The organism is Wolbachia endosymbiont (group B) of Apotomis betuletana (assembly GCF_947250475.1).
In the GTDB taxonomy this organism is placed as follows: Bacteria; Pseudomonadota; Alphaproteobacteria; order Rickettsiales; family Anaplasmataceae; genus Wolbachia.
The window spans coordinates 255478-274162 of the sequence record NZ_OX366320.1 but is presented as its reverse complement, the minus strand read 5'-3'; the positions used below and the strand labels follow the sequence as shown (position 1 = coordinate 274162).

Annotated in this window: 13 protein-coding genes, 1 tRNA gene and 1 pseudogene; 4 read left to right on the top strand and 11 right to left on the bottom strand. The window is 34.4% G+C overall.

What is annotated here, in order from left to right; genetic code table 11:
- Positions 1 to 156 precede the first annotated feature (156 nt).
- On the top strand, positions 157 to 1068 hold the full coding sequence (gene ftsY / locus OOK82_RS01280; RefSeq protein WP_264375488.1) for a signal recognition particle-docking protein FtsY: 912 nt from the start codon (positions 157 to 159) through the stop codon (positions 1066 to 1068).
- 784 nt (positions 1069 to 1852) lie between these two features.
- Here the strand turns inward: ftsY and radA are convergent.
- Together radA and OOK82_RS01270 are read right to left on the bottom strand one after the other, a co-directional pair.
- Complete coding sequence (gene radA / locus OOK82_RS01275) at positions 1853 to 3196, bottom strand: DNA repair protein RadA (protein ID WP_052264751.1); 1344 nt, start codon at positions 3194 to 3196, stop codon at positions 1853 to 1855.
- A 66-nt stretch (positions 3197 to 3262) separates the two neighbouring features.
- On the bottom strand, positions 3263 to 4534 hold the full coding sequence (locus tag OOK82_RS01270) for an MFS transporter (RefSeq protein WP_264686428.1): 1272 nt from the start codon (positions 4532 to 4534) through the stop codon (positions 3263 to 3265).
- 735 nt (positions 4535 to 5269) lie between these two features.
- Here OOK82_RS01270 and topA point away from each other — a divergent pair.
- Positions 5270 to 7720, top strand: a complete 2451-nt coding sequence (gene topA / locus OOK82_RS01265; protein WP_010404951.1) for a type I DNA topoisomerase — start codon at positions 5270 to 5272, stop codon at positions 7718 to 7720.
- A 185-nt stretch (positions 7721 to 7905) separates the two neighbouring features.
- On the opposite strand, the gene OOK82_RS01260 is transcribed toward topA, so the two are convergent.
- From OOK82_RS01260 to OOK82_RS01225, 8 genes are all read right to left on the bottom strand, one after another.
- A complete protein-coding gene (locus tag OOK82_RS01260; RefSeq protein ID WP_264704305.1) occupies positions 7906 to 8790 on the bottom strand; it encodes a P44/Msp2 family outer membrane protein in 885 nt (294 codons plus the stop codon).
- Between the two features lie 100 nt (positions 8791 to 8890).
- Complete coding sequence (locus OOK82_RS01255) at positions 8891 to 10909, bottom strand: type IV secretory system conjugative DNA transfer family protein (RefSeq protein WP_264704304.1); 2019 nt, start codon at positions 10907 to 10909, stop codon at positions 8891 to 8893.
- Positions 10910 to 10939: 30 nt separating this feature from the next.
- The gene (gene virB11 / locus OOK82_RS01250; protein ID WP_149168821.1) at positions 10940 to 11932 is read right to left on the bottom strand and encodes a P-type DNA transfer ATPase VirB11; all 993 of its coding nucleotides are present in this window, start codon (positions 11930 to 11932) and stop codon (positions 10940 to 10942) included.
- Position 11933: 1 nt separating this feature from the next.
- Entirely contained in the window at positions 11934 to 13445 is a 1512-nt protein-coding gene (locus tag OOK82_RS01245; RefSeq protein WP_108784158.1) for a TraB/TrbI/VirB10 family type IV secretion system protein, read from the bottom strand.
- A gap of 16 nt (positions 13446 to 13461) precedes the next feature.
- Positions 13462 to 14253 (bottom strand): P-type conjugative transfer protein VirB9, encoded by a 792-nt coding sequence (gene virB9, locus OOK82_RS01240; protein WP_264687249.1) that lies wholly within the window; start codon positions 14251 to 14253, stop codon positions 13462 to 13464.
- Positions 14240 to 14920, bottom strand: a complete 681-nt coding sequence (locus OOK82_RS01235; RefSeq protein WP_007302609.1) for a VirB8 family type IV secretion system protein — start codon at positions 14918 to 14920, stop codon at positions 14240 to 14242. Before OOK82_RS01235 ends, virB9 begins: the two co-directional genes overlap by 14 nt.
- Before the next feature lie 72 nt (positions 14921 to 14992).
- Complete coding sequence (locus tag OOK82_RS01230; protein WP_264687212.1) at positions 14993 to 16078, bottom strand: GTP cyclohydrolase II; 1086 nt, start codon at positions 16076 to 16078, stop codon at positions 14993 to 14995.
- A gap of 20 nt (positions 16079 to 16098) precedes the next feature.
- A tRNA-Leu gene (locus tag OOK82_RS01225) sits at positions 16099 to 16186 on the bottom strand.
- A gap of 190 nt (positions 16187 to 16376) precedes the next feature.
- Here OOK82_RS01225 and OOK82_RS01220 point away from each other — a divergent pair.
- Both OOK82_RS01220 and OOK82_RS01215 read left to right on the top strand, forming a co-directional pair.
- Complete coding sequence (locus OOK82_RS01220; protein ID WP_264704303.1) at positions 16377 to 17612, top strand: metallophosphoesterase family protein; 1236 nt, start codon at positions 16377 to 16379, stop codon at positions 17610 to 17612.
- 15 nt (positions 17613 to 17627) lie between these two features.
- A pseudogene (locus OOK82_RS01215) lies at positions 17628 to 17968 on the top strand (transposase); the annotation flags it as partial.
- Between the two features lie 155 nt (positions 17969 to 18123).
- Here the strand turns inward: OOK82_RS01215 and dcd are convergent.
- Positions 18124 to 18681 (bottom strand): dCTP deaminase, encoded by a 558-nt coding sequence (gene dcd / locus OOK82_RS01210; RefSeq protein ID WP_006012513.1) that lies wholly within the window; start codon positions 18679 to 18681, stop codon positions 18124 to 18126.
- Positions 18682 to 18685: the final 4 nt, after the last annotated feature.

Genomic DNA, 18685 nt, shown 5'->3' with positions numbered 1-18685 from the left:
CTTACATTATAACATATTTAGGTTAAAAACTAAAGTAAAATACACTAGCAAGCGGTACATTTTACTCACAAAATATATAGGTTACTAGTGTATTTACTTTACAAATACATATAGTGCATGTCATTCTTTATATGGTAATTTTAGAAGGAGTATTTCTTGAGTTTATTAAGTAATCTTTATCAAGGACTATTAAAAACCTCCTCCCGTTTTAGTGATGGAGTAAAAAATATTTTTTCTGGCAAAAAAAAATTAGATCAGTCGCTTTTAGATGATCTGGAAGAGCTGCTGATCAGCATGGACATAGGTCATAAAACTTCTAGATTGCTTATTGATAAGCTCGCAAGTATCAAATTTGAATCAGAAGTTGAACATAACATTATCACACAGCAGTTAATGAGCGAAATAGAAACAATATTAAACCCTGTTGTGCAGCCGCTCATTTTGAATAAAAAACCACACATAATAATGGTATGCGGAGTGAATGGTAATGGAAAAACTACAACTATAGGTAAACTTGCCTATAAATATAAGGAAAAAGGAAAATCCGTTATGCTTGTTGCGTGCGACACATTCAGAGCTGCTGCGAGTGAGCAATTAAATATTTGGGCAGAACGTTCTGATTGCTCTATTGTTACTGGAGAGCACGGTAGCGATTCTGCAAGTGTGGCATATAGAGCTGTAAATCAAGCGATAAAAGATAGCGTTGATGTTGTTTTGATTGATACAGCGGGAAGGCTACAAAACAATGTAAATCTCATGCAAGAGCTGTCAAAAATACATAGAACGATAAAGAAATTGGATGATACTGCTCCTCATGATGTTATTTTAGTTCTTGATGCAACTACTGGCCAAAATGCTTATAGCCAATTAGAGGCCTTTAGTAAAATGGTTGGTGTTACCGGGTTAATTGTAACAAAGCTAGATGGTACTGCCAAAGGTGGAGTAGTGATTGGGCTTGCAGAAGCTTATAAGGTGAAATTACACGCTATAGGAATTGGTGAAAGTATAGAAGACCTGAGGGAATTTACTGGCAAAGAGTTTGCTGAAGCGCTGTTTAAATCTGATTGAAGATCTCTTTAATTTTCTCATATGACCAAGCTTAATTATCATGAGAAGCCGTTTTTAGATGGTATCATTCCAGTACTTCCTATTTGAGTAGCCTTTTCTTGTCATCCCAGTCTGGGATCCAGATTGCAAGTGGGTTGGGTGAGCCGTTAACGTATAAAAATTACTTCCGCATATTTTCAATCTCATTATAATTACAAATAGAGATATTTTAAGAGCTCAAAATCTATCTTTAGTCTGCAGACTTTTTAATCAAACTTATTAAAAAATGTATTCTTCAGTGTATATCTGTCGTATGTGCACTGCATTTTTTTCTAACTCTTTTTTATACAGGAGGATTTTATGTCCAGAATTCCAGATACTTGACCTTTACTTTAGCTAAAAACCAACTGGTACCTATGGTTTTAGAAAGTGTAGGAAATAGAAACGTTTCTGTTTTTTGAGTAATTAAAAACCACTTCAGCTTGTCACTCATGCTTAAAAAGTTATTATATTAATGTAATATTGATACTTGTATACTAACATAAATATATTTTAAAAATTTAAGGAGTATATTATGACAATGTCTACCACAAATTAGTGAGAAATTAGCAGCTAGAGCAAAAAGTCTCTTTGATGAGAGCGAAAAATTATTGCTTATAGCAGAGGAAATATATAATCAAGATCCAATGAATTTTTAATTACAGTAAAAACAGTAAAAAAAGAAGCCAGTGTCACCTACTCAGATGACATTATGGAAGCTGGGATAACATCCTTCCCACAAGCAAAATGTTCATGCAGATAATATTTAACTGTGATTGAAGATCTCTTTTAACTCTTTTATATGACCAAGCTTAATTATCTCAATATCATGAGAAGAATAATTGCCATTTTTAGGCATAATCGCTTTTTTAAATCCTAACTTTTGTGCTTCCCTTAGTCTGAGATCAGCATGCGAAACATTTCTAATTTCTCCTGAAAGTGCAACCTCACCGCAGATTATTGAAGAAGTTGGTAGCGGTAAATTTACTAAACTTGAAATAAGAGAAGCAGCAACAGCAAGATCAGCTGATGGTTCCTGTATTTTGAGTCCTCCTGCAATGTTTAGGTATACTTCTTTATCATGCAAAAACATTTTACAACGAGCACTTAGAACCGCGATTATCATAGCTAATCTATTAATATCCCAACCAACTACTGCTCTTCTTGGAGTTGCCATATTAGTCCTTGCTATTAATGCTTGCACTTCCATTAAGATTGGTCTTGAGCCTTCAACTCCTGCAAATACGGCGCTGCCAACTACTTCTCTATCATGTACGGTCAAGAATAATGATGATGGATTATCAACAGGCATGAGTCCTGCTTTAGACATCTCAAAAACACCAATTTCATTTGCAGGGCCAAATCTATTTTTAATAGTACGTAAAATGCGATATTGATTACTATTTTCACCCTCAAAATATAGTACTGTATCTACCATATGCTCCAGGGTTTTAGGTCCCGCTATTTGTCCATCTTTCGTTATATGGCCAACTATTAAGAGAGAAACACCATATTGCTTTGCAAGAACAGTCAATTCATGAGCGCAGGTACGGACTTGAGTTACAGTTCCTGGTGCTGATGTGACTTTGCTATCATACATAGTTTGTATAGAATCAATTATCAAGAACTTAATACTTTTATTTTTCCTTATTGTTGCTACTACATCAGTTAAAGATACTGTAGATAAAAGCTTAATTTTAGGTTCATTTATCTTAAGACGCTTTGCTCTGAGGCTCACTTGCTCTAAAGATTCCTCGCCAGATACATAAAGACATTCAAAAGAGGAAAGTTGTACAACATTAGCTGCAATCCTAAGCAAAAGAGTAGATTTTCCAATTCCAGGTTCACCACCAATTAAAATGCTAGCACCTTGAACGATACCTCCACCAAAAACTCTATCTAACTCTTCTATTCCTGTTAAAAAACGATCGGGGGTAATAATTTCACTATCTGATAACGCTTTTATTGAAATTGGTGCAGATGTACTTCTCGTTTCTGTTTTTAGTACTATTTCTTCGACAACCGTATCCCAACTGTCACATGCAATACACCTTCCTACCCACCTTCCAGTGCTATGACCGCAGAATTGACATACGTATGCAGTTTTCATAAAAGCCAAAATTATAATTGTAATAAAAATTAGCTAAATAAGTGAAATAAATTTAAATAGAGAAAATTACCAATCACACTTTTTATCTTGTGGTTTTATTTGCAATATTGCTACTAAGCTGACTAATAAGCAAAAAATTACATAAAGCCCAGCAGCAAAGTCTATTTTAGGAAACATTATAGTAAACCAAGTGCATATCATAGGAGTAAATCCACCATGCAGGGCATAAGAAATGTTACGTGATAAACTCACACCACTAAATCTAACATTAGTAGGAAAAAGCTCAGCAGTAACTATCCCTATAGGATTAATACCCCTCTCGATTATAGAAAGAGCCATCACACTCAACATAATTATTAGGTAGCTTTTATAGTAATATGCAATAGATAACATAGGACAACATATTACCATTGTTATCACTATAAATAAGATTGCAGTGCGTTCTCTTCCTGTTTTATCAGCTAAAATTCCAAGCACTATTGAAGATATCGGCATTAATATACTGGTTATAATGAGTACAACTTCGTTGACATACGTTGTTACATAAGTTTCAACAGACACTATTTCTTTTGCAATTGTTCTAAGAAATATGGTAAATCCAACAGCAACATTAACAGGTACAGATATTAAAATGGCAAGTATCAGGGCTCTTTTATAGCGTTTTGTAAGCTCTATTATTGGTACATTAGGTAAATTTCTTTGTTCTCGATTTTTTTCATACGCTGGAGTTTCTCCTAGTGTATATATACTATATGCGCTTATTAATCCTAAAATGGCTGAAAAAATAAACGGCAGCCTCCAACCCCAAGCGTTAAAATCAGTGGTTTTTTTACAAATGATCACTGCAACCACAGAGAGCAATATGCCAATAGAGCGACCAAAACTTATTATTCCAAAAAACATTCCTAGTTTTTTCTTATTAGGTAAATGCTCTATGAGATAAACAGAGCTACCTCCTTGCTCAGCGCCAAGTGCAACCCCTTGTATCAGATGGATTGTAAGAAGCAACATAGTAGAGGTTATTCCTATTTTACTATAACTTGGAATAAACGCAACGAGACTAGAAGGAATCGATATTAGCAAGATAGCAATCGTTAACGCCATTCTCCTTCCATACCTATCACCAATGTGACCAAATACGAATGCACCAAGTGGTCTTACCATAGCGCCCAGTCCTGCAATTCCAAACAATTGCAATATGCTGTAGTAGATATCTTTTGCATAACAAAATTCTCTACTAATTATATTAACCAGATCAATAAAGAGCATATGGTCATACCATATTGCGATTCTACAGAGTATTGTTGCAATCAATACTCTTGTTTGTTGATTGTACACTTAGTTTAATTTGTAAATGTCTACTTATTTTTATTTTGGCTGCTTTTTAGAACTTTGCAACTCAAGCGTATGGCTTATATGTAAATATTATTAAAATTGGAACTTGCATAACCAGCCAGTCTGGGATCAAATAAAAAAATCTGGTCATCCGCTGGAATGACATGGTGGAATGTCCTTCTTGTCATTCCAGTACTCCTTTTCTTGTCATCCCAGTGCTCCGACACTGGGATCCATTTTTCCATCATCAGAAACGTTGATTACTTTTATACTCGTAAATTTAACTGGATCCCAGTGTCGGAGCACTGGGATGACACCTCTCTTAAATTACTTTAGCTACAAATATCAAGAAATTTACCAAGTAGAAAAAAGACAAAAGAAACCCCCTATTAGCTAGCTCTAATCCTGAAAATTGGCCTGTCTTAAACAGCCCGTTTCAGCTTATATGGTTAAAAAACTGGAAGTTTTGTAAAGAAATAAGATGCACATAGTGCAAAAAATTAAAAATAAGACGACAACTGCGTTATGCTTTTGTCGTTTAATCTCCACAGACGAAGATAAATAGTATAGCGTTATCCTTATGGTAAGGGAGTTGGGAAAATTTGTAAAGTAGGCTCTTTCATTAGGTTTTTTGCTAACATTAAAACAATTCACTTAAAAAACTGAGAAGACCATTAAAATATTTTTTTACTTTTTATTCTATATATTTCAACATATTACCTTTAAGTACTAATAATTATGGCATTATTGATAGTTGAGTCGCCGGCAAAGGCAAAGACGATAGGTAAATATTTGAGTAAAGAATTTAAAGTGGCTGCATCCTTTGGCCACGTCAGAGATCTGCCAGCTAAGAATGGTTCTGTTGATCCTGATAATGACTTTGCCATGAAGTATGAGATTATTGAAAAAGCAGAAAAGTATGTAAAAGAGTTAGTCAAGGAAGCTAGTAAAACATCAGATATATACCTTGCAACAGATCCAGACAGAGAAGGGGAAGCAATAGCTTGGAATGTGATAGAGGCACTAAAGGAAAGAAAAGCAATCAATGATGAAAGCAACATTCATAGAGTAGTCTTTAACGAAATAACAAAAAGAGCAGTGCAAGAAGCTATAAAAAATCCACGTGAAATTAATATGGACTTAGTGCGTGCACAGCAAGCACGCAGAGCTTTGGATTATCTAGTTGGATTTAGCTTGTCACCGCTGCTGTGGACAAAATTGTCGGGAAGCAAATCTGCAGGGCGAGTGCAGTCTGTTGCATTAAAGCTTATATGCGAACGAGAGGATGAAATCAGTAAGTTTATAACACAGGAGTATTGGAGCATAAAGGCAGAAATGCAAAATAGCAAAGATGAGGCTTTTTTTGCTATGCTAAGCCACTATGACAATAAAAAGCTAGAAAAATTTGATATTAAGAATGAAGAAGAGGCAAAGAACTTAGTCAGGGAGATCGAGTCAAGGCAGTATGCTGTAAGCACAGTAGAACGCAAGCAAGTTAAGAGAAACCCGCTTCCTCCATTTATCACCTCAAGTCTTCAGCAAGATGCAGTGAATAAACTGTATTTTAATGTGAAAAATGTTATGCGAGTAGCGCAAAATTTATATGAAGGTATCAATATTGGTGGTGAAACCGTAGGGTTGATAACTTACATGCGTACAGATGGGTTTCATATTGCAGATGAGGCTATAAACTCAATCAGGGGATCAATTAAGTCATTATATGGTGATAAATATTTACCGCATTCTCCTCGTAAATATGTAAAAAAGGTCAAAAATGCTCAAGAAGCACATGAAGCAATCCGGCCAACTGATATTAATAGAACACCGGGTAGTATTAAGGATTACTTAACGCCAGAGCAATTTAAATTGTACGATTTAATCTGGAAAAGAACCATTGCAAGTCAAATGGAATCGGCGATTCTTGATCAAGTGGTAGTTGAAATTAGTTCTATTGACCAGAAAGTGATTCTGCGAGCAAGTGGATCAAGTATATTCTTTGATGGTTTTTATAAAGTCTATCAAGATAACATAGAAGCCGAAAATGAAGGCCTGCTACCTGCCATGAAGGAAGAGGAAGCGTGCAAGTTGATTTCTGTTGATCCGAAACAGCATTTTACTCAACCGCCACCTCGTTATAGTGAAGCGAGTATAGTAAAAAAAATGGAAGAAGTCGGTATAGGTCGCCCATCAACTTATGCAACAATTATTTCGGTATTACAAGATCGTGAATATGTTTCATTGGATAACAAAAGATTTATTCCAAGCAGCCGCGGTAAGATCGTGACTATATTTTTGGAAACTTTTTTTCAGCGTTGTGTAGAGTATGACTTTACAGCACAAATGGAAGAAAGGCTTGATTCAATCTCAAATGGACATGCAGATTGGAAAAAAGAACTAGGCTATTTTTGGGTGCCATTTTTTAATCATGTAAATTCTGTTAAGCAAATGACACATGATGAGATTTTTAGTGGTATTCATGATTTGGTAGTCAATTGGTTTTGCTCAGAGGAAGGAAAGGAAGAAATAGGTAAAAAATGTCCTAATTGCTCTGGTGGTATATTGAAATTAAATTTTGGAAAAGCCGGTGTGTTTCTTGGATGTTCTAACTATCCTGCATGCAATCATACAAAAGAAATTACGGGCAGTAATGACAATTCAGAATATCCAAAAAGTTTGGGTATAGATGATGTGACAGGCCAAGAGGTAATGATCAAAAAAGGTCCTTTTGGACTTTATCTGGAGTTTAATAGTGAGTCAGAAAAGAAAAAAAAGATTTCTGTACCAAAAGATATAAATGTTAATGATATTGATCTAAATACCGCCACTCGATTACTTTCCCTGCCGAAAATAATCGGAGAACACCCAGAAACTGGAAAGGAAGTAAAAATAGGTCTTGGACGATTTGGGTACTATATTCTCTATGATGGTCGATACTTTTCTCTTAAAAAAAGCTCTAAGGAGGTATTAGACACACAATTAAACGAAGCTATACAAATTATTGAGAGCAGCCCACGCAAAGAGCTAAAATCTCTTGGTTTTAATGAAAAGGGAAAAGAAGTTTTTATCTGCAACGGTAGGTACGGATTCTATATAAAATGCGGTAAAACGAACGTTGCTTTGGGCAAGAATGCAGATATTGAAAGTATAGATCTGAAGAAGGCTTTAGAGTTAATTAAGAATAAAAAGTAGACTTCTTGCATAACCATTCTTTATATGTTCTTTATTGTTGTTCCAGCGCTACACGCTGGAACTGAGAAAAAAAGAGCCTGAATTACAAGAAAGAAAATATTCAGATAACGAGAAAGTTGTCATCTGGTTAGCAGCTACAGTCGTGTGACGCAGACGTGCTAACAGGAAAATAGTCTCTATCAGAGTTAAGCTTTGCTGGCAAAATGAAAAGTAAGACCAGCTTCTATACCGTGTGTGTGAAACACTTGATTGCCTATACTGATACTTTCTTTGTGTAACTTCTGGTCCGATGGTTTTTGATTTTTATTCAATTCTAATATCTTTTTTCCATCTGAGTTTACCTGTTGCTTTGCTTTCATTTCTCCTAACACCTCTGCTTCAAAATCAACATTACTACCAAGAACACCAAAACCTCTATATCCGATGTGCATATTTACATCTTCGTTTATACGATAATCAAAGCCAGCTTTCAATTGACCTGCAGGTCTTATTGACGATTTTTCAAACATCGTCATTCTTGTTCCACCAACTCCAATACCAACGTAAGGAGAAAAAGAAAAACTATCACTTTTCCAATAATGATAAACATTTGCCATTACAGATGCGTTTTCTACTTGGTCATGATTAATTACAGTTTTATACATATAAGTTTTTTTATTAGTACTCTCACCAACGTCTTTTAGATACGAAACAGTTACTTGATTACTTGATAAACCAATATTATCTACTTTTACAGAAGAGTACATCCCTTCCAATTCAGCTCTATAGCTATTATTGCCTAGTTCTCCTGTGTAACCAAACGTTACATTTGCAGCAAAAGGTGGGTTATAATCTCCTTTATACTTACTTATTAACTGACCTTCTGTTCTCTGAGCGTCTATGTCATTTATAGATACACGGTTATCATCTGCAGCATCTTTGCCTCCAATTTTTGCTTTCAACTTACCCAAGTTCAAATATTGACCGTAATATCCACCACCAAAGTAAAATCCTTCCGTTTCACTTGCAAAAGATTGTTGTGACAACAATAAAGCAAGTGCTGTAACTGCTAATGTTTTTTTACTCATCATGACTATTCCTCTAGTTAAAATAGCTAATCTAGTACTAATTAATTAAAAATGATTTAATATGAAAAAACTAATTATTTTCTAAGCTAAAAAATAGGTAAAATTAACCTCTATCCTCGATTTTATTGCCGTCTAGTTTGTCCTCATCTTCAAATTCATCATCATCGTCAAATTCATCCTTACTGTCTTCATCATCAAACTCATCATCGTCTTCCTCATCATCAAACCCATCACCACCTTCAAACTTATCATCAATATCCTCGTCTTCAAATCCATCTTCAATCTCTGGCTCATCGTATATTGCATCTTCAGTTTTAGCTTCAACAGGATAATCAGCAGCTTCAATAGCATTACTCTCTTCTTCATTACTAATCTTATCTTTGTTAGCAGCAGAAAAGACCTTGTTTGGATCATATGGCTCTTGTGTAGGCACACGTGTTGGTTTAATCAGCCTTCTTGTGAATGTGCTATCACTATAGTACAAAATTTTCTTTGACTTAATTGGATAAGTCGATTCTATCAAAATTATCTGATCATCACGTGGCAGCATAATAATTTCTTGAGGTAAGAGCAATGCTCTCTGTGTTTCAGAGATATGCAATGATCTTGATGCAGGATTCAAGTCTAAAAATTTAGGTTTGTTTAATGATTCTTGTTGTACAGTTTTGTTTCCTATAAGCTGAGATATCAAATTAGCCGTTTCAATATTATTGGCTGCAAAAGTTATTCTATAGGTTGAGTTTGATAAAAAGGAGTTCATTCCTGCTTCTTCATATATTCCTTTAAGCTGTTCAGTATCTTGAACAATTAAAAATAACCTTACTCGATAGCCACGAAAGTATGCGATGCCCGTTTGAAATTGCTCCATTTTTCCAAGTGTTGGAAACTCATCCATTAAAAATAATACGCCGTAAGGCTCGTCATCCGATGGCAATTTTCTACATAAAAACTCAGTTGCCTGTTGGTAAAACACCTGCATTAAAGGCCTGAGCCTAGTTAAGTTATCAGGAGTTAAACCAACATAAACTGTAGTTTTCTTCTTTTTAAAATCCAAAATATTAAAATCACTTGATGCAGTTGCAGTATCGATCAATGGGTTTGCCCACAATTCAAGCGACGAGTTCATAGTTGACACAACACCTGATCTTTCTTTGTCAGCCTTTTGCAAAAAAGCTGCAATGTTCATATACGCTACCGGATGTATTATTTTACCCATTGTGTCCAAAACTACAGCAAGATTGTAAACTACGTCATCGCTACGCATCGTACGCACAACCTCACCAAAAGATTTAACTTTCTCTGGTGCAGCAAGTAAATATAGTACCACCCCAACAAATAAGCTTCTTGCTTCGTTTTGCCAAAAATCTTGTTCAGGCATGATTAGGTTAGCTATTTTTTGCACATCGTCAACCATCTGTCCAGGTTTTTCACTAATCCATTCCAGTGGATTATAACAATGGCTTACCCCATCTGGCTGCGCTGGGTTCCATACATATACTTTTTGTCCTTGTCGCTCTCGCCAACCACTTGTTATTTCATAGTTTTCTAATTTTATATCATGCACAATTACCGAATCATTCCAAAATAACAAATTAGGAATTACAAAACCAACACCTTTACCAGAGCCTGTAGGTGCAAAGAGCAATGCATGCTGAAACCCATCAGCAATAAAATATCCTCTCTTATCTTTACCAAGCAATAGACCTTTTTTGCTTCTTAATCCCGCTTTTCGTATGTCTTTCTCTGATGCCCACTGTGAATCTCCATGAAGTGATTCTTTCTTTTTAAATGGCCGCCACTCAATTAGTCTTTCTCTCACATTCCACAAAATAATCATCAAAACAATTTGAGGCAGTAGAGAAGATACAACTAATTTAATTTTGAGCTCAAAGCTATATAGCCCTGGATGATGCCAACAATATTGTATATGATCAAAAATTGTCGGCCAGAGAGCTTGAGGAAAAGGTGTCAAGCTAGGATTAATTGCTCTAAAATCTACACCATCTGGACCGTCAACAAACAGGTAGAATAATATACCAGACAAATAGAAGCAAAATTCAAATATGCTAAAAGATACTACACCTCCTATGAGAATATTGCGTAGGTGATTTCCATTACTCATAAACTACTTTTTCTTAACTTACGTATAAATTTAAGTATTTTCATTTGAAGATCTAGTAAATAATATCTCAGAAATGCTTCTTTTGCCTCCACTGGTTCTTTTTAGCTGAATAACAATATCAATTACATTTCTAATGTATGGTATGATCTGATCTGGGGGAATTCCAAGATTTGCTTGCATAACCATAAGTTTTATTTGCTCAAGAGCCATTGCCGGACTATCCGCATGAAGAGTTGATATTGACCCTGGGTGGCCAGTGTTTATTGCTCTAAGAAAACTAAAAGCTTCTGCTCCACGCAGCTCACCAACTATTATTCTATCTGGTCTTAAACGTAAACATGCCTCTATCAAATCTTGAGTGGTCACTTTTGCCCTGCCTTGCCCTCCTTTAGAAGCAATTAAATGGACTTTATTGGGATGATCATTCAAAACTATCTCTCTTGCATCTTCAACAGTAATAATTCTTTCTTCAGATGGAATAGCACGCAAAGTAGCATTAGTAAAAGTGGTTTTACCAGTGGAAGTTCCACCACTAATTATGATATTTTTCTTACTTATTACAGCATATTCTAAAAACTCTTTTATTTTTTTTTGTTTCAGTAGCAAATCTAGGTGACGATCTACTGGATTATCGGTCACTCCTATAACAGTGTTAGAAAAAGCCCCCATTTTTTCATAATCATCCAATGCCAATTGCATAGAAGAAGGTTTACGAATTGAAATGACTACTTTATCAGGCTCACATGCTGGAGGAAACACTATCTGTATACGATAACCATTTGGTAATGTAGCTGAAAGCAGCGGTGTCTCTTCGCTCAGTTTTTGTTCTGTAGCTTGAGCAATCAACCTGCTAAGAGATTTTAAATGATTAAGATCAAATATTTCTAACTTTTCGCATCTTATTTCACCGCGATTTTCAATCCATACTTCCTTCGGTTTATTTATTGATATTTCATTTACACCTTCCTCTTGAAATATCCCTTGTAATGGCTCCAAGTATGTATCAAGTGCAGCATAGTTCATTTCAGTTATTTAATATTGACTGTGGAGGAAATACTATATCTTGGTTAACAAATACTTTCAATGCAGTTCCTTGATTAACATAAATAGTTGGTTTTTTATCTACACTCCTATCAACTATATCTCGCATGTCTTTGGAAAAATCATTGATTGACTTCCCAATTGCTTCATCATAAACAGATTTGCTTCTTTTCTGAGTTTGCCTCAACAGTTGACGTACATCGTCTAAAGTTATACCGATATTGTCACTAGTAATTGTATCAACTCCACTAGCTCCAGAACTTTTTATCACACTTACTATTTCTTCCTTTATTATTCTCAGCAAATCCTGATCACTTTTAGCATTTCGAATTTTTTCAATAGCCCTAATACCCAATTTCCATTTTTCGTCTCCTACCTTCCCAACTTCAGTTTTTATAGAATTCTCCAATCTCTCAACAATAGCCCCTTTGAGAGAAGAAATATCTATTTCAGTTGCAGTAATAGACTTCACTGCATCCATGGCAGTTAGCGCATCGATAAGATTAGAGGCTTTTTGTCCTACAACAGCTGAACCAATCGAAACACCAGCAAGTGCCACTGAAGAGAATAATGCACTTGCTATTTTATTATCAACTATTCCAGCTATCCCTGCCCTTCCAAGCTCATCGGTACCAGATGATGCAATAGCAACATCTATACCATGAGGAAGAATGATCCTATTCCAATTTATGTTCACGCGGGCTTTTGCAACGTTTGAGTCAAATGAATAACCACCTATTAACCTTGAACCTTTTGGTATTAAAATTGTATCACCAGTTTCTGCATAAACGTCTCTACTAACAACAGCACGGAGCATTCCTTGTAAGTCAGAACTTATTGCAGTTTCAAGAATAGCGTCAATAACTTTACCTTGAATAATCATTAAACCAAGCTTTCCAGCTTTGGTAGCTTTGCTCGATTGTGCTGAGGTATTGGATAAAACAGCATCTGTAGCTTTACCTTCCCCACTACTACCTGAAATTGCTAACATTTGTGCACTACGTCTGTCTCTAGGATAACCGCCACCCCCTATTGTAGGAAATGAAGTAGGCAAATTGCTAATAACATTACCAGAAGGAAAATTTTGCTTTGGTAAAACAGGTATATTTGACAAGGGAATTTCTTTTAGTTGCTCTTCTTTTTTTGTCACTTCCTCTTTTTTGATTTGTTTTACTTCTGGTATGACTTGTGGAATAGGAAGAGGAGGTAAGGGTGGCAAGAGATCAGTTGCTATCCTCTCGGAAACTACTACATTATCTGGAACTTGTTCTAACTTTCCTTTCAATTCTTGAATGTTTTGCTTTGTTTCCTCTTTTTTAACAATCTCTGGACCCTCTTTATTAGAAGGACTAAAATAAAGATAGTACACTCCACCAACTAAGAGCGCTACCATAACTATCATCAATGCCTTATAACCTTGATTAGAGCCAACTGTTACTACCTTGCTTTCTATCTCTGATTCATCTTCTACACTATTATGCCTTTCTTTACTCATATTATATGTACCACAACTAAAGTGACCTATTTATAACTTCAACTTCACTACCTTCATAACGCATTAATAGCTTTTTATGTACTCCTTTTATTACAACATAATCATCAAATAACAGCCTTTTACAGGATTCGCCTTCTATAAAAATCTGAGGAATTTTATTACTATTTCTAAACTTTAAATAGGTTAAATAACCATCATCGAATAACTCAATTGGAACTATATCTACGTTACCACCTTCATCAATATATGTATAGTTGTACCTCGTATTATTTTCTTGTATTATTTTTTCTGGCTTTTCTGTAATGTATTGCATTTGAGTAGGTAAAGAAACCTCATCTAAATCAACATCAAATTCATCTTCTTCTTGAGGATAATAAAAACGTATTACGTAAGATATATCCTTTTCAACGGAATAATCATGATCCACTTTTTTAGCATTAGTATCTGGGTATTTATCGTAATTTGGTCTTGAAATTAGATCAAAAATGTAATTTCTCTTTTTAGTTGTCGTAATAATCATGTTAGTGCGACTACTGACTTCAAATGGCATGACAAGCAGTTTATTATCATAAGGATTAATTTTCCAACTTGATGCATCACCAACAGCAATATTTTTGACTTTTTCCCCTTCTGCAAACTCAATATAAGAATAGTAACCTTGACTAAAAATTACTGTAAACACCTCATTAGGGCTATATACAAAAGTCTTTATTCTACTATCTACAGAAATAGGTTTATTATTAATAGATGCATTTAAGTTGCCACTTATTAGTAAAGCTAAAACTAACAATATCCTACACATATTCATCATCTACTCTATATGAAATAACTTGAAACCCTAACGGGTTAATATATCTTTGCTGATCATTCATTTCAAGCGATGCATATTTATACGACATCACAACTATCTTATTTTTCCTTGAGGAATTTCCATCTTTTCGTGTAAATTCTATAGAAAATCTCACTTGAAGAGCATCATTACCTAATTTTTGAATTGAACGAATTTTCAACTCACCTTTAGCATCTGAATATAAATTAAAAAGGTCATTCATATTCTGCGATTTTATATAATTGCTAAATTCACTATATACACTAGGCGAAGAAAACAACCTTACTTTTGTATAATAATTATAATTATAATTATATGGGTCAAAAACCTCCCTTGCTTTTATATACTCTGAAATAAAATAATCGTTCAGCGTTTCATTTGCAGAATATTGTTTTACTGTAACAGGATCAACCAATTGCACTATGCCTGACTTTTTATCAATTTCTATAACGAATGGCTCAATAGTGCTACTTGTGCTAATTTTAAATATAGCTAATATGCTTATAGAAATTGCAACTAGTAATATTAATGTAAATAAAAGTAAAGTATTTCTCTGAGCAACAACTGTGCTATAGCGACTTGAATTCCAATTTATATCCTTATCCAATGACTCATTACTTTTTTCTTGTTTTAAAAATTTCAGCATCTCAATATTCTTAAAAATCTTAACTTATATTAATTAACATAGCAAGCTAACAAAGTAGTTATAACAAAAAAGCTAATAAACCCTTAATCCATGGCCTAACTTGCCAAATTTTGTTTCCATATATGAATCATTATATTCATTGCGTTCCATAATAAGTGGTACACACTTTGTAACTTCTATACCGTTATTTTTCAACTCTGATAACTTTCTACCATTGTTTGTAAGTAATTGTATTTTGTTAATGTTCAATTTCTTAAGTATTTTAGCTGCAACAGCAAAGCTCCTTTCATCATCTTCAAAACCCAATACTCTATTTGCATCAACAGTATCAAGATTATATTTTCTTTGCATACTGTATGCTCTTAACTTATTAGTTAAACCAATGCCTCTCCCATCTTGCATCAAGTATAATATAATGCCATTCCCAAAGTCGGTCATTATTTGAATCGCTTGATGTAACTGGCTTCTGCAATCACATGATAAGCTGTCTAATAAGTCTCCTGTATAGCATGCAGAATGAATTCTCACTAATGGCTCATTATCTTTATCTGGATTGCCAATGATAATTGCATAATGTTCTCTTCCGCCACTTTTGGTTCTATAAGATATGATATCTACTTCTTGAGTCTGTTTTAAAAATAATGATGTTTTGCACACTTCATACACACTATGATTTTGTTGAAAATCATTCACAAGTAACGTATTTAGTACAATAATGTCATTTTCTTCACACCAATTTCGCATTTCATGTTTATTCTCAAAAGTCATATCAGCCACTAACGCGTATGGCAATAATTCTGAGAACTTAAGCAAGGCAACAGCATACGCATCTATTGTCTTTGAGCATTGCAACTCTTTTATGCTACCTTCCTTTGAACAGTTTATTAAATGGAGCAGTTCATCAAAATTGCTTATCAACAGACGTTTGCTACTATGTTCTTTACTCTGACATATGTATTTTACCTTACTTGCAGTCAAAGTAACATACACATTACCTGATATAAGCTTATATTGACTAAATAAATTTTTTTCTAAAGTTTCAGCAGCAGCAAGCAATAGATAGTTATTTTCATCATCATATATTAAAATTGGAAGACCACGCCTGATTTCGCTGATAGCTCTTTCTACCTTATTGCTACTTTGATTTCCTATAAACATTTCACCTACACCAAACAACTTGGTGCGGTCGAGAAGACTTGAACTTCCAAGGCTTTGTGAGCCACAGCGACCTCAACGCTGCGTGTCTACCAATTCCACCACGACCGCACTTTATTCTAGTTTCTATATAATTACTTTAAATTACTTAATCATTTTAGGATTTTTCATCTAAAGTGTCAATCTGGTACTAGGATAATTTAGGAAATACCTGTATAATTTAACTATGAACTTTATGGTTACAAACTTTAATCATTTAAGATAATCTTACTACTAATTATTAATTTAGGTTTTTATACAAATGAAAATAGCTAATATCTTCATTTTTTTAATTCTATCTCTTACAATTAGCTTTCACTCCACTCATGCACAAATATTGTACACATGGTCTCAAATCATTCCAGAAAATAAATTAAGCATACGTGCGATTATAGACAATAACATGTGTCCCATTGCTTACGTCGATAATAAGGAAGTAGAAATGCTAAGTCGCAGCTCAATTAACAATACCGAAACAGTTTGTGAACTGATAGTAGAAACAAATGCTCAAAACATTAGTATTGACAATATAAAAGTTCCCGTATTAGCAGAAAAGATCAGCAAAATTGCCTTCATTGGCGATACAGGATGTAGAATAAATATGTTATTTCAGCAAGAATGTAATTCTGTAGATAGCTGGCCTTTGAAAAAAAATTTAGATTCAATCGCTTTTCATAAACCAGATTTAATTATCCATGTTGGTGATTATCATTATAGACAAACAAAATGTAGAAACACAAAAAAGTGCGGCGATATTTATGGATATAGCAAAGAAGCTTGGTACGCTGATTGGTTTGAGCCTGCAAAAGATATTTTAACACAATCTCCTTTTCTTTTTGTTCGTGGAAATCATGAGAGTTGTAATAGAGCTTATGAAGGATGGTTCAGATATTTAGATTCATACCCCTTTTTCTCTCAAAAATGTGAAGATCTTATTTCCAGTTGGTTCTTAGATGCTGGGCCGATGAAGTTTTTTATCTTCGACTCTTCATCCGGTGAGGAAATTTTTACAACCCAAAGCACAGTTGATGCTTTTGAGAGGCAGTTTGATAAATTGATACAAGATAAGCCCACGTGGTTTTTGACTCATAAACCATTTTGGAGATCTCCAAAAAAAGAATTTTTGACATTAAAAAGCCATGGTAATCTTACACAAATTGAAGCTTTTGGAGATAAATTTCCAAGCAATGTTACTACCATAGTTTCTGGCCACATTCATATAGCCCAGATTTTATTAATGGATAATGTTCCAGATCAGATTATAGTTGGAAACGGCGGTGCATTATTACACGCTCAAGATCAAGAACCTGTTTATCAAAACGTAGAATTTAACTATCCAAATAGTAGAAATTACTTAGCACACGAAGTTAGAAACTTTTTCGGCTTTGGCTTTGCAATATTAGGTTTAGACGATCACAAATTTACTTTCTATAACCAAGATAATAAGGAAATGTATTCTGCAAACCTAACGAAAGACTTTAAACTTAAAACAAATTAAAATTAGGACTATTTAAGGACGCAGAAAAAACGTGCTGAGCTTAAAAAACTCATAGCAACAAAAAACACTGAAATTCTTGTATATATCGACTAATCTGGAATTGATAACACAAAAGTCAGCGTATTAGTATGATTGCAGCTTTGAATAAGGGAAAAATTATGGCGCCTATGATTTTTGAAGGCTACTGCGATACAGACGTTTTTAATAGCTAGTTCAAACTTTTTGCTGGGTGATTTTGGATAATGCAACTTTTCATAGAAAATAAGTGAATTTGTTAAAAGTGTCAGTGCTGAAGTTATATATCTGCCTCCATATTCTCCTGATTTTAATCAAACCATTGGTTTGTTATAAAAAATTGAGCCAGAAAGAATATCCAGCTATTCGAACTATTAGAAAAAGAGCTATATATGAGCATGTTTTAGCACAGACATTATTTTTGTAACTAGGCAAATGCAATCAGTGTTAGCGGCTTGAAAGGATATCAATTAATAAAGAAATGCATCTAAAGTAATCACTTAACTAACGGCAAAGTGATACCATGTTGGTTCATATATTTTCCTTTCATATCATCATATGATTTCTCGCATTCACTTTCGCCGCTTAAAAACACAAATTGGCATGCGCCTTCATTAGCGTAAATTTTTGCAGGAAGTGGAGTGGTGTTCGAGAATTCAAGTGTGACGTGACCTTCCCATCCAGGTTCTAAGGGAGTAACGTTTACTATAATACCACACCTTGCATAAGTTGACTTACCAACACAAATTACCAGTACATTCCTTGGTATACGAAAATACTCCACTGTGCTGGCAAGTACAAAACTATTTGGTGGAATTATACATACATCTGTTTCCTTATCTATGAAACTATTCTCAGAAAAATTCTTGGGGTCTACAATAGCTGAATTAACATTAGTAAAAATCTTAAACTTATTACTAACTCTTGCATCATAGCCATAAGATGATAATCCGAAAGATACAACACCCTTACTGCTTTTATGATTCACAAAAGGCTCTATCATTCTAGAGTTTTCAGCCTTTTCCCTTATCCATTTATCTGGCATAACTGCCATAATT